The sequence below is a fragment of the Bacillus sp. FG16 genome (genome assembly GCF_057809515.1).
On the sequence record NZ_JBMDKC010000127.1, the window covers coordinates 1 to 13,518 of the forward strand.

Below are 13,518 nucleotides of genomic sequence, written 5' to 3' on the forward strand. Positions count from 1 at the left end.
TTATCAAGCTGCCTAATGAAATAACCGTGTCTAACTTTTAGGGGTCACTTCAAAACAGTTCCCACTGTTTTAGCTCTTTTTTCATGTATTCAACTTAACAAATCTATAACCGTGCGTAACTAACACTTTCAATATCGCATATCCTGGAATGGCTAAAATAATGCCCATAATCCCGAATAAGTTTCCGGCAGTTAAAATGATAAATATGATTGTAATCGGATGAATATCTAGCTTTTTCCCCATTACTTGCGGAGAAATAAACTTACCTTCTGCTAATTGTACAACCATCATAACGATGATTACTTTTAACACCATTGCTGGCGAGTCGATAAATGCGATAATTAACGCTGGTGTAATAGCGATAATTGGCCCTACGTACGGAACGATATTTACAATCATCGCTAAAATAGCAAGTAATACAGCATATTTAATACCGATAATAAGGTAACCGATTAATAACATAATACCGATAAACAAGCTCACGATAATCTGCCCTCTAATATACGAGCTAATCGCATAGTGCATATCATCTAGTATTCTCATTGCTGCTGGTTGTCTTTGTTCTGAAATGAACTTTAAGAAGTGCTTCGGCAATTGTTCGCCATCTTTTAAAAGATAGAACAATATAAATGGAACCATTACAAATGTTAAAACAACCTCTGTAACAGTACTCAAAAATCCAGTTACATTCCCAGTTACTGATGATAATGACTTTGTAAAATCAACTGTATATTCTTTTACCATATTCGCAACATTAATATTTAAATTCTCCTGAATTTTACCGAGTAAATTACTTTCCCCAAATCTACGTGCTGCTCGTTCAATCTCATGGCCGAAATACGGTAAGTTATCAATTAATGCATCAATTTGATCTTTAATAATAGGGATAACCGTTACAACTAAAAATACAAATAACCCTAGTACGATTAAATATATGGAAGCTATCGATACAATTCTTGAAACACCCTTCTTTTCTAAAAGCGAAACGAATGGATGCAAAATATAAAATAGTACGCCCGCTAATAGTACTGGGAAGAAAATTGTTTTTAAAAATACGATAAACGGTGTAAAAACAAATGATATTTTTGTTAGCAATAAAATATTAATGAACAATAACGCAAATCCAAGTAATACCGCCAAATAATTTTGTTCTCTAAAAAACTTTCTTAACTTATCTCTTTTTCTTATATTTATTTTCTCCAATGAAACCACCTCTTCGAATGATGAAAAGCCCTTATTCAGGGCTCTTCATCATAATCTATATCTCTATTTCCTTGCAGCTTTCACTACAAATGATACAATAAGAATTAACACGATTGCACCTAATAATGCTGGCACGACATGAATCCCACCAAATGATGGCCCAAAGGATCCAAATAATCTACCACCTAACGAAGCACCTAATAAACCTGCGATAATATTTCCGAACATACCACCTGGAAATTTTTACCTGTTATAGAACTAGCAATTGCACCTATAATAGCACCAACTATTAATGTGATAATCCATCCCATTTTTAGTCCTCCATTTCTATTATAGTTTGTATGATTCAATACAAACATATGTATTTATCATTGCTAATCATATTTCACTATAGAAATATACTTACTACTATTTTACATATGGAGATACATATATTATATGCAAAAAAGAAAAATATTGTCAAACTCACCCATAAAGAAAATATATTAATATACCATATTTAAAGGAGGCTTCATTTTCTATGATTCTTAAGTTAAACTCCTGTTCTTTTGAAGTAGCAACATCCATTTTACAAGTTCAAATTCCAGCCTATAAAGTTGAAGCGGACTACTTAAATAGTACTGCCATACCTCGTTTATATGATACTGTAAACGATATTCAAAGTTGCGTTGAAACATTCTATGGATATTTTTCTGAAAATAAACTTGTCGGTTTTATTTCTTTTGTACAAGAAGAAAAACTAATCGATATCCACAGGTTAGTTGTATCGCCCGATTCTTTTCAAAAAGGAATCGCAACGAAACTCCTAATTTATATATTTAACATGTTCCCTTCTTCAATGACATACATTGTACAAACGGGTAAAGCGAATACCCCTGCTATTAATTTATATAAAAAACACGGATTCATTACAGTATCAGATACAATACTTCCTGACGGTATGATTCTTACACAACTCAAAAAGACAGAAAACACAAAATAATTTGACTTGTTCGTTCCTTTATGTTATTTTTTACTTTATAAAACCTTTTGCTGAGTCCAATTTTTGGAGCGGGGGAACCACTTTTGTAGCTATGCTACTTGGGGCGAATCTTTTTTAAGTAGGGAAACTCTCACTTCCCGAGTCCGACAGCTAACCTCGTAAGCGTAATGGGAGAGGAAGGTGCTTTTTGCCTATGTTACACATTTTGCCTCCTTAATTATAAATATGGGATCGATATCAAATAGTCACCTATATTTATAGAAAAGGAGAATGTATTATGTTACGTTTATCTGATCATGCAATAAAAATGATGGAGCAAAGACTTCGATTAGAACAACATCGCACATATCAAGCAAATAAAGTTGTAGATAACTTACATCACAAATACTTCTTTCAACATATTTTTCAGCCGAAAAGATAAAGAAAATGTTTATTTAATATTAAAAAACACAAGGTGTGTCTTACAAAGACATTTCTTGTGTTTTTTATATTCTTTATAAAATTCTCACTACATTTAAACTTGCCGTAATTGCACCTGCTATAGTGGTCACATGCCCTACACCTAACGGGCCATTTTGTAATATTAATGTTGAATTAGCACTCGTTACATTCACAAGAAGTGTATTTGAAATGGCTGGTTCGATTACTACAGTTGATGTCGTTACGTTTTGTATAAAACTCCCTGTTAGTTGCGTTCCATTTAATAGCAATCTAACAGACACTGTCTCATTCCCCCCATTTGCATCCCCTTGAAAATAGTAGCTTACTAAATATATTCCTGGCGTCGCTACTGTGACTGTCGTAGCACTAGTTAAAGATACACCAGTGCCATATACAGTGGACCCTGAATTAATTGGAATGTTGGCATTTGCAGCAATTGTACTTGTTGATGTAGAAAAGAAATATCCGCCACCTGTCGATATAGCAGATGATCCGGTTGCTCCTGTCAAGCCAGTTGGACCCGTGGCACCTGTTGGACCCGTTTCCCCCGTTCCCCCTGTTGCTCCAGTGATTCCTTGTATGCCTTGTATTCCGGTCGGCCCAGTTGCACCAGTCGCTCCCGTCTGGCCGGTTGCTCCCGCCTGCCCTGTTATCCCTTGTGGACCTTGGATTCCTTGTGGGCCTTGGGGACCCGTTTCTCCCGTCTGGCCGGTTGCTCCCGTTGGACCGGTTATCCCTTGTGGACCTTGGATCCCTTGGATTCCTTGGGGACCCGTTTCTCCCGCCTCGCCGGTTGCTCCCGTTGGACCCGTTTCTCCTTGTGGTCCTTGAATTCCTTGTGGACCTTGGGGACCCGTCGCTCCCGTCTGGCCGGTTGCTCCCGTTGGACCGGTTGGGCCGGCCTGACCGGTTATTCCTTGTAGACCTTGAGGGCCGGTTGGACCAGTTGGGCCTTGGGGACCTTGCACTCCTTGTATCCCCTGAATTCCTTGGAGACCCGTTGGACCAATTGGACCTTGTATTCCCTGAATTCCTTGAGGACCCGTTTCTCCCGTCTGGCCGGTTGGACCTTGGGGACCTTGCACTCCTTGGATTCCTTGAGGACCGGTTGGACCTATACTTCCTTGTGGTCCCTGAATACCTTGAATTCCTTGTGGACCGGTTGGGCCTGTTATGCCACTCGGACCTTGGATTCCTTGCACTCCTTGTGGGCCGGTTGGGCCACTCGGACCTTGGATTCCTTGTAGACCTTGTAAACCAGTTGGACCTGTCGCTCCCCTTACTCCTTGCTCACCTTGTATCCCTTGTATCCCTTGAGGGCCGGTTGGACCGATTGGCCCCTGTGCCCCTTGCACTCCTTGTGGACCTGTCGGACCTGTTGGGCCGATTGTTCCTTGTATACCTTGTAGACCTTGCGGACCTGCCGGGCCGGTTACTCCTTGTATCCCGTGTGGACCTTGAATGCCTTGATCACCCGTTGGACCTGTTGCCCCCATTGGTCCCTGCACTCCTTGCAAACCTGTTAAACCGGTTGCTCCTGTTGGTCCCTGTACTCCTTGCACTCCTTGGATTCCAGTTGCTCCTGTTGCTCCGGTCGCCCCTGTTGCCCCTGTTGCTCCAGTCGGACCGGTTGGACCCCCTGGTGATCCTGCTGGACCGGTTGGACCGGTTGGGCCTCCCGGTGGACCCGTTGGACCTGTTGCTCCTGTGGGACCTGTTGCAGAACCTGTCGGACCAGTTATCCCAGTTGCTCCTGTCAGGCCGGTTGGACCGGGATCACCTTGTAAACCAGTTGGGCCGGTTGGACCGATTTCACCTTGCACTCCTTGGATTCCTTGAGAACCTGTTGGACCTACCTGCCCCATTTCTCCCTGGGGACCTTGTAAACCTTGAACACCAGTTTCTCCTTGTGGCCCTATTAGACCCTGTTCCCCTTGAATCCCTTGAGAACCCGTTGGGCCGGTTGGACCAATCGGACCCTGTATTCCTTGTATTCCTGTTACACCTTGTAAACCACTACTTCCTAAATTACCTTGCACACCTTGTATACCAGTATTTCCAGTTGGACCGGTTGGACCATTTTCTCCTTGCACTCCTTGTATACCTTGTATTCCTGTTGGACCTGTTAAACCGATTTCACCTTGTATTCCTTGTATGCCTTGTATTCCTTGTATGCCTTGTATTCCTGTTGAACCAGTTGGACCAATTGGACCAGGAATTCCTTGTATCCCTTGAATACCAGTTGGACCAGTCGGACCTCTTTCACCTTGAATTCCTTGAACACCTTGTATTCCCTGTGGCCCTCGTTCTCCCATAGGTCCTTGATTACCTTGAGAACCTTGTGGTCCAGTTAAACCAGTTGGGCCTGTTGGACCATTTTCTCCCTGCACCCCTTGCACTCCTTGTATTCCTTGAGGACCAGTTGGACCGATTGGACCTTGTACGCCTTGTATTCCTTGTGGTCCAGTCGGTCCAACTAAAGAACCGGTTGGACCGGTTGGTCCAGTGGGCCCCGTAATACCTGGCGGTGGAAAAGGAATAGGTGCTTGAAACTTACTACACTTATCTTGATTCTTCACAAGCATCTCCTCCCGTTTGTAACGCATCAAACTATTTGTAATATGTTTAAGCTAGCTGTTATTACTCCCGCTAATGTCGTTACATGCCCAATAGCTAATGGACCATTTTGTAATGACAAGGTGGAATTTGAAGAAGTAACTTGAATTATCATCATATTAGAAATCGCTGGTTCCAATACAAAACCTGCTGTAACATAAAAAATAAAACTCCCTGCGACTTGTGTTCCGTTTAACGTCAGCCTTACTGAAATCGTTTCATTCCCACTAGTTGGATCACCTTGAAAATAATAACTTACTAAATATATTCCCGGCGTACTCAACGTTACAGTTGTTGCACTTGTTAAACTAATTCCTGATCCAAAAATTGTAGAACCAGAATTGATTGGTATTAGCGCATTCGCTGCAATTGCACTCGTTGCAGTGGAAAAGAAATAACCGCCCCCACTAGGTAAACCAGTCGCTCCAGTCGCTCCTACTATTCCCGAGAAGCCTATTGCTCCTACGCTACCAGTTGCACCTGTAGGTCCAACCGCTCCGTTTTGCCCCTGACTACCTTGCGCTCCAACTGGCCCTGTACTACCACTAATCCCTGTCGTTCCTATTAATCCAGTTGGGCCCTGCAATCCTTGGACGCCTTGTATTCCTTGTATTCCAGTTACTCCAGTTGCACCTGTATTGCCTGTCGTTCCCGTTATTCCTTGTATTCCCGTAATCCCTTGCACTCCTTGCACACCTTGTGGTCCAGTTGCCCCGGTTGCTCCAGTAGCTCCAGTTTCACCCGTTGCACCAGTAATTCCAACATTCCCTTGTGGGCCCTGGGGGCCTTGACTACCTTGCGCCCCTTGGACTCCTTGTGAGCCAGTTATACCGTTTTCCCCTGTATTCCCTTGTGGTCCTCTAATTCCTTGTGCACCTGTTGGACCGATAATTCCTTGCACTCCTTGTACTCCTTGCACTCCTTGCGCTCCTGTTGGACCCGTTATCCCTTGTAATCCTTGAGGACCTTGCAAACCAATAGCTCCAGTCGGACCTATTACTCCTTGCACTCCTTGAGGACCTTGGGCACCTTGTGTACCTGTCAATCCGGTAGTCCCTTGTATCCCTTGAACCCCTTGAGGACCTTGTATTCCAGCTGCTCCTGTTTCTCCTTGTATCCCTTGAACTCCTTGTATACCTTGTGCTCCAGCAGGACCAGTTGCTCCTTGGATTCCTTGTGCACCTTGAGCTCCTTCCGCTCCTGTAACACCAGCTAGACCAGCTACGCCTTGTATTCCCACCATTCCTTGTGCACCAGTTGGACCTATTACACCTTGAATACCTTTAGGACCTTCTGCACCAGTTGGACCAGTTACTCCCAGCAGACCTTGTATTCCTTGAGAACCTTCTGCACCTATTGGACCAGTTATACCTGGGTTACCTTGAGGACCTTGTGCCCCTTGTACTCCAACTGCTCCAACTACACCTTGGGAACCTTGTGCTCCCCTTACACCTTGAGGACCTGTTGGACCGGTTATACCTCGCACTCCTTGCGCTCCAATTGAACCTATCCCTCCGCTTACACCTATTGAACCAGTCGCTCCCGTTGGACCCGTTGGACCTCCTGGTGGACCGGGTGGACCTGATGGACCAGTCACTCCACTAGATGGACCAATTGGACCGGTTGTTCCCATCGGACCGCCCGGTGGTCCTTCTAAGCCTTGAATACCGATACTACCCGTCGCTCCCGTTATACCTCTTATTCCCTTTATCCCTTGAAAGCCTGTTGCTCCCGTTATACCTTGTATTCCTTGCGCACCTTGTGGACCTTGTAAACCTATTGCACCTGTTATCCCCTTTATTCCACTTATACCTTGGGCACCTTGCATTCCAGTAGAACCAGTTGGCCCCACTTCACCTTGTATTCCTTGAGCTCCTTGTGGGCCTTCCTCTCCAGTAATTCCTTGTATCCCTTGGAGGCCGTCTTCTCCTTGTATACCAGTAGCCCCTTGCTCCCCTTGTATTCCTTGAACACCTTGAGGACCTTGGGGGCCAGTTACACCTGAGACTCCAGTTTCGCCTCTCTCTCCCTGCATTCCTTGTGCTCCCGTTTGTCCCCGCTCACCTATTTCCCCTTGTATTCCTTGTGTGCCTTGTATACCTTGACTACCAACAGGACCCGTAGCTCCTTGTATTCCTTCTAATCCTTGTACTCCAATATCACCAATTGGACCTTGGTTTCCGATTAATCCTTGAGCACCTTGGAGACCAGTTGAGCCAGTTATACCTTGCTCTCCTGTATCACCAATAGCTCCTTGTATTCCTTGGGCTCCTGTTGTCCCTCGGGGACCTTGTATCCCCCTGATACCTTGAGGACCTTGGGGCCCAGTTGCTCCCGTCGGTCCAGTCACCCCTGTAGGGCCAACAGGACCTTCATGCCCTCCAGTTGGACCGATTGGACCACTATTACCTGTCGGGCCAGTTGCTCCTATAAGCGGAAGAGGCAGTGCCACTCCGAATTTTTTGCAATTTCTATGATGACGCACAACAATCCCCCTCCCAAAAAATAATTACACTTTTTATATGAAATGCATTTTTATAAAAAAAGTACACCTCTGACCTTATTTTTTAAAAAATAAAGCAGCCTATCATTTCATTTATTTGAAACGATAGGCTGCTTTTTATAAAACACTTTACTTTCTCGCCTTAATAATAAAAGTATTTGGCACCATCCTAGCTTTATATAAAGAATAGTATTTCGTAGACGGCTCAGCTAGTTCTTCATCAAGTGAGCTCGATGGTTCAGGTTCTTCTATTAATAAAAAGATTCGACCATCATCTGTGACAGTCGAATCTTTTTATTTTTCATATTCAAGGTGATTATGTCTTTTACAACCAAATAAATAGCAAGCCCTTATATAATCAGTTTCAAATTCTAATCCTGGAACGTATCCAGATTTGATACGTTCTACCATTGTTTTATAACAATTATTCTCTTCTGTATATTCCTCAATTAACTCTTTCTTATCATTTTCTGTCCAGTTTTCTTCTACTTCTTCATTCTGAACATCTTCTATTTCTGCTGTTTTCGCTTCGATAGATTCCCGTATAACTTCATTTATACGGGAGAAATTATTCGTTTTATATAGAGCATACACAAATCTACCAATCCAATTTGGGCTTTTCCAATATTCTTTGTATCCCTTTTCGAACCATTCAATTGCTTCTTTATAGCAATTCAACTCAACATATAAATCTGCTACATTAATTTCCCCTAAAAAATTATCAGATTCCCTGTTAAAAGTATCTAACTTCTCTTTTGCTTCTGTCGTTCGTTCTAAATCAATTAAACATTTTACATAGTTATACATGATATAGTCCGAATCCCCTGCAACTCGTAAGAAAAAGTCTGAAGCTTTTTCCAACTCTCCAAGGTTATAATGCGCTACAGCTACATTATGATATGCTTCATCTGATGGTTGAATCGAAATAGACTTTTGTAATGCTTTTTTCGCTTCTGTCCATTTTTCTTGTTTCATGTAAATGTCCCCTAAGATGTTATAAGGAAAGTATGAAGAAGGATTCAACTTAACAACTTCTCTTATTAATTCAAGAGCTTTATCATCATTCTCTTCCTCATAAAAGTACATCCAAGCCAGATTATTGAGAGATTGTACGTCTCTAGATTCATGTACTGCTTGTTGAAACAGTTCCATTGCTTCCTCATATTTATTTTGTTCAAACATTTCAATTGCCTTCTCATTAATGTTCAAATAACTACCTCCGAAGTAAATGAATTCATCTATTCCCTATCATTATTGTAAAATGTAAAAATTATAATTTCTATAAAAAAATTTCTTTCTCTCGTCTACATTTCGATTGAAATAGAAGCTAAAACATACGAATTTACAACAATCAGTAAATTTTTCATTCTCCCTTAAATTGGATATACATCCTGTTTCATTTTACATATTATGGTACAATTAAGAGGGTACTAACTAAACATTTACGCTCCACACTAGTAATCTAGCAATACCAAAATCAAAAATCACATGGAATTGAGGGATGTTATGAAACAGAAGTTAGCTGTTCTTCTATTCACTGGAATCATATTATCAGGATGTTCAACTATAGCAGAGAATTCTTTAGAAAGCGGGAAAGGCAGTATGGAATTATTAACACCAACGATTACAGCAAAAGATAATGAATTAGAAATTAAAACTAAAGGCATTGATGAAAATAAAGTAACTTTTATTTATGTTGCTAATAAAAAAGTATTGGAACAAAAGCTAAAGAATGGTGAATCCTACAAGCTTAACATTAAAGATATCGAACACGCTCATAGGACAGACTACAAACCAAAAGTTCAACTTTTGCAAACGAAAGATGATAATGATGATGGAGAAATGGTAACCTTTAAACAAGTTCGATATACAGTTAAGAAAAACTAATTTTATAGTTATTTCATTATAAATGCAACGAACGAAAATATCCTTTTAACGGTTGGTAAATGTAAGGGGTGCTAACATGAAAAAACAATGGATTTCTTGGTGGATTGGTAACATATTTTGGATTATCGTTTTTGGAATATGGGCCGCTATTATTTGGCTACGAGATGTTGATGGTGCTGGTGTTATTCAAACACCTGAAATTAAATCAATATCACTTATCGTTTTATTAATCACGTTTATCATACCGGTATTTTTTCAAATTATATGGCTAATCATTAATTTGAGAATAAGTAAAAAACATAATTATACGATTTAGTTTTTTTGAATTAACAGATGAATATTTTTCATAAAAAAAGAGAGGAATCTACATCAAAATAGATTCCTCTCTTTTACATTTAGACTTATACTGCGCTTTTAATGCAGCACTACTCCTCTTTTTTACGATGCATGTTCATCTTTCTTCTTCATTAACGCTCTTTTCTTCATCGCCTTCGTTAAATATCCACCTTTAAACGAACGAATTTCATACGAAGACATAAACGCTTTCGGTGCAATTTCATTAATGATTTCTAAAAGCTCTTTCTCTCTAGAACGCTTTGCGACGATATCTAAGCGATAACGTACAGAATTAATTCCTTCACCTTCAAATACAGTAACACCAAATCCAGAATGGCGTAATTCATCTACTAATTCATTACAACGGTCTAGCAAACTAACTTGATACGTAATATAACCAATTGCTAATTTATTCTCTATATAACCGCCTAATAACAGTCCCGTACTAAAGCCAATGACATAGGCAACGATGTTCATCCAATTTGATAAATCTTGAAATACAATACCTAAACTGACAATGTAAATAGCTCCTTCTAACAATCCTACGCCAGCAGCGGATCTTGTTTGATTCTTTACAAGCAAAATCGTACGGATTGTTAATATTGGAACGTAAATAATTTGAAGCACAAAAATAAGTAGCGCTTGTAACATTGGTATCCACCTCTTTCAAAAAGTCTTTTGTCATAATAACATACATAAGCTTTAGAAATCGATGGGTTTTTTAAAATTTTTTTATTATTTTTCATACTATTGAAAAACGCAAAAAAGAAGCGTATTATATTTGTCGTTAATTTGATTACTTGTATAATATCGCTAAACTAAAAAAGGAACCCGATTAGGTCCCTTTCATCATAGCTCTATGTTTTTCGAAGCATTTTCCCTTTGCTTCTCTTCTTCTTTCACTAACTGCATATTTGCATAAGCTAAATTTGCAATCATTAAAAAGTGACCACCTAAAATACCTGTACCGAATGCCCACATTTCCATTTCATGCTCAATTTCATACATGATGATAGCTCCTAAAATAGCAGCTGCAAATCGGTTTAAAACTCCTAATCCAGGAGCCTTTTCCTTCATTACAATACTTTTTCCAAGCTTCTCCACTCTGCGAGCTAATAACCAAAGACAATAGGCACTTACTGCTAATCCAATACCAAACCCTGTCACTTGTTTTCCAAACGGAGTAATCGTCCACATAAGTAGTAAACCACTAAAGATCACATACAATTGTAATCGATATACACGTAAGGCTTCTTGAATCAAAATATCCGCTCCTAAGTTCTCATTTTTTGTACTTTAGAAGAAAAGCAGCAACTTACACAGTTGCTGCTTTCTCTTCTTCTTGTTCTTGTTCCATCTTACGAATTTCAACACGTTTAATTTGGTAAGCGTCTTTTTCTAACACTTTAAATTCATAACCTTCTGCCTCAACGTGTTGTCCTTCTTCGATTTCATGATTTTGCATCATAATCCATCCACCGATTGTATCTACATCATCTTCTTCGATGTGTAATCCAAATAAATCTTTCACTTCTGAGATAAGCACTTTTCCATCAACAATGATATGTTGCTCGTTCACATGTTGAATTGGTGGTGCTTCATCTTCATCATATTCGTCACGAATTTCGCCGACGATTTCCTCCAAGATATCTTCAAGCGTTACAATTCCGGCTGTTCCTCCGTACTCATCATATAAAACAGCCATCGGAATTCGCTTCTTCTGCATTTGAAGTAATAAATCGTGAATTGGAGTCGTTTCCATCACTTCAATAATCGGACGCATATACGAGCGAATAGATGATAAATCTTTTTGATCCTCGGTCATATATCGAATAAAGAAATCTTTTACGTTGACCATACCGATAATATCATCTTTATCTTCTCCAAAAATCGGATAACGTGTGTATCGCTCATTTTGGATTACTTTCATGTGTTCTTCTACTGAATCTTCCAGGTAGAAACCAATGATTTCTGTTCGCGGTACCATAATCTCTTTTGCAATACGATTATCAAATTCAAAAATGTTATTTACATACTTGTACTCAGCCTGATTAATTTCGCCACTTTCATAGCTATCTGAAAGGATAAGACGTAATTCTTCTTCTGTATGAGCTACTTCATGTTCTGAAGCTGGCTTTAAACCAAATAAACCAGTTATCACACGAGCTGAACCGTTCAATACCCAAATAAATGGATACATTACTTTATAGAACATCATTAATGGACCTGCCAATAATAACGTTACCCTTTCAGCCTTTTGAATTGCCATCGTTTTTGGAGCTAATTCTCCTACTACAACGTGTAAATACGTCATAATCATAAAAGCAAGACCAAATGTTAATACTGATGAAATAGAAGGATTTAAGTTCCATTTCTCAAATAACGGGTGTAATAACTTTTCAATTGTCGGTTCACCTAACCAACCTAATCCCATAGCTGTAACTGTAATACCTAATTGACAAGCAGATAAATATTCATCTAAATTTGTTGTTACCTTTTTCGCTGCTAAAGCACCGCGTTTTCCTTCCGCAACAAGCTGATCGATACGGCTTGAACGTATCTTTACAATCGCAAACTCTGCTGCTACGAAAAATCCAGTAAATGCGATTAAAATCGCAACCATGACTAAATTAAATATTTCCAATGAATCCCCTTAGTTAAAAAACTAAGGTGTCCACCTCCTGTATACTATAATGTTTTCTTATTTGTTTGTTAGAAAACATAGCCCGATACAAAAATTAAAGAGGTCGGATTTCACCTATTCTATAATAATAGAGCAAGTGTCTGTATTAAAGCTGTCGTTTGACCAGATAAAGATTTCGATATTTTTTCACGTTGTGAATCAGTCAATTCATCTAAAAGCGGCTTTAACTCTGTAAGCTCCACTTCTAATCGATGAATATGGTCTGTCACTTCATTCACTTGTTTCGAAACGTGTTCATTGATACCGAGCAGCTTCTTCTTCTCCTCGATTTTCTCTTTAATCTCACAAAGCGGCATATGCATTTCTTTGCACTTCTCAATAAATTGTAATGTCTCAAATGCTGTTTCGTCGTAATAGCGATAATTAGATTGAGATCGCTCCGCTTTTAAGATACCTAGATTCGTATAATAATCAATCGTTCGTTTCGACACGTGAGCCATGAGAGCCAACTGTCCGATTCGATACACCTTCCCAACGATCTTCCCCCCTTGTTTATATTACTTACATCATACAACACATAAACTGTACAGTCAAACGTGACGGTTTATTATTCACAATTTATACATAATTCCAATCTCCAGCTATTATTATTCAATACGAGTAATCTACACTCATACAATAAAATTACTAAACTATTACCTAATCACTACATTGTCTGCACCTTTTAACCTTTCTTATTTAAAAGCATATCCTACTAATAATGATTGCTTGTATAGGAGGAAATTAATATGAAAAAGACAATCATTTCTCATTTTTATAATGAAGAATACCTACTTCCATGGTGGCTTATGCACATGCCCATCAACTTAAGCCTTTTTACTACCCCCAAGTACAAAAAAACGTTAT

The 13,518-nt window shown here is 39.7% G+C and carries 12 protein-coding genes, 2 pseudogenes and 1 riboswitch; of the genes and pseudogenes, 4 read left to right on the forward strand and 10 right to left on the reverse strand.

The window, feature by feature from the left end:
- Window positions 1-81: 81 nt before the first annotated feature.
- Complete coding sequence (locus ACODS7_RS28340) at window positions 82-1,203, reverse strand: AI-2E family transporter (protein ID WP_016080893.1); 1,122 nt, start codon at window positions 1,201-1,203, stop codon at window positions 82-84.
- A gap of 63 nt (window positions 1,204-1,266) precedes the next feature.
- Window positions 1,267-1,514, reverse strand: a pseudogene (locus ACODS7_RS28345) (GlsB/YeaQ/YmgE family stress response membrane protein).
- Between the two features lie 209 nt (window positions 1,515-1,723).
- On the opposite strand from ACODS7_RS28345, the gene ACODS7_RS28350 reads away from it, so the two are divergent.
- Together ACODS7_RS28350 and ACODS7_RS28355 are read left to right on the forward strand one after the other, a co-directional pair.
- Window positions 1,724-2,185, forward strand: coding sequence for a GNAT family N-acetyltransferase (locus ACODS7_RS28350; RefSeq protein WP_016080892.1), 462 nt, complete (start codon window positions 1,724-1,726; stop codon window positions 2,183-2,185).
- A gap of 38 nt (window positions 2,186-2,223) precedes the next feature.
- Window positions 2,224-2,366: riboswitch (cyclic di-AMP (ydaO/yuaA leader) on the forward strand.
- 96 nt (window positions 2,367-2,462) lie between these two features.
- Window positions 2,463-2,606, forward strand: a complete 144-nt coding sequence (locus ACODS7_RS28355) for a hypothetical protein (protein ID WP_000945246.1) — start codon at window positions 2,463-2,465, stop codon at window positions 2,604-2,606.
- Window positions 2,607-2,679: 73 nt separating this feature from the next.
- Here the strand turns inward: ACODS7_RS28355 and ACODS7_RS28360 are convergent, their stop codons facing one another.
- The 4 genes and pseudogenes from ACODS7_RS28360 to ACODS7_RS28375 form a co-directional block, all read right to left on the reverse strand.
- Window positions 2,680-5,211: a BC_3345 family exosporium-associated protein gene (locus tag ACODS7_RS28360; protein ID WP_243168385.1), complete on the reverse strand. Its 2,532-nt coding sequence runs from the start codon at window positions 5,209-5,211 to the stop codon at window positions 2,680-2,682.
- Window positions 5,212-5,231: 20 nt separating this feature from the next.
- Complete coding sequence (locus tag ACODS7_RS28365) at window positions 5,232-7,727, reverse strand: collagen-like protein (protein ID WP_243168384.1); 2,496 nt, start codon at window positions 7,725-7,727, stop codon at window positions 5,232-5,234.
- 147 nt (window positions 7,728-7,874) lie between these two features.
- Window positions 7,875-7,997, reverse strand: a pseudogene (locus tag ACODS7_RS28370) (class I SAM-dependent methyltransferase); the annotation flags it as partial.
- A gap of 42 nt (window positions 7,998-8,039) precedes the next feature.
- Window positions 8,040-8,954, reverse strand: a complete 915-nt coding sequence (locus tag ACODS7_RS28375; RefSeq protein WP_098629766.1) for a tetratricopeptide repeat protein — start codon at window positions 8,952-8,954, stop codon at window positions 8,040-8,042.
- 279 nt (window positions 8,955-9,233) lie between these two features.
- On the opposite strand from ACODS7_RS28375, the gene ACODS7_RS28380 reads away from it, so the two are divergent.
- Both ACODS7_RS28380 and ACODS7_RS28385 read left to right on the forward strand, forming a co-directional pair.
- Window positions 9,234-9,632 (forward strand): hypothetical protein, encoded by a 399-nt coding sequence (locus ACODS7_RS28380; protein WP_086406947.1) that lies wholly within the window; start codon window positions 9,234-9,236, stop codon window positions 9,630-9,632.
- A gap of 76 nt (window positions 9,633-9,708) precedes the next feature.
- On the forward strand, window positions 9,709-9,948 hold the full coding sequence (locus ACODS7_RS28385; RefSeq protein WP_088114780.1) for a DUF3923 family protein: 240 nt from the start codon (window positions 9,709-9,711) through the stop codon (window positions 9,946-9,948).
- Window positions 9,949-10,070: 122 nt separating this feature from the next.
- Here ACODS7_RS28385 and ACODS7_RS28390 read toward each other — a convergent pair whose 3' ends face one another.
- The 4 genes from ACODS7_RS28390 to ACODS7_RS28405 all read right to left on the reverse strand — a co-directional run bounded on the left by ACODS7_RS28390 (window position 10,071) and on the right by ACODS7_RS28405 (window position 13,139).
- Window positions 10,071-10,619 (reverse strand): DUF2179 domain-containing protein, encoded by a 549-nt coding sequence (locus ACODS7_RS28390; protein ID WP_016080887.1) that lies wholly within the window; start codon window positions 10,617-10,619, stop codon window positions 10,071-10,073.
- 198 nt (window positions 10,620-10,817) lie between these two features.
- A complete protein-coding gene (locus ACODS7_RS28395) occupies window positions 10,818-11,231 on the reverse strand; it encodes an ATP synthase subunit I (protein WP_048564570.1) in 414 nt (137 codons plus the stop codon).
- Between the two features lie 52 nt (window positions 11,232-11,283).
- Entirely contained in the window at window positions 11,284-12,612 is a 1,329-nt protein-coding gene (locus tag ACODS7_RS28400) for a hemolysin family protein (protein ID WP_000402255.1), read from the reverse strand.
- Between the two features lie 119 nt (window positions 12,613-12,731).
- Window positions 12,732-13,139, reverse strand: coding sequence for a MerR family transcriptional regulator (locus ACODS7_RS28405; protein WP_000285639.1), 408 nt, complete (start codon window positions 13,137-13,139; stop codon window positions 12,732-12,734).
- Window positions 13,140-13,518 lie beyond the last annotated feature (379 nt).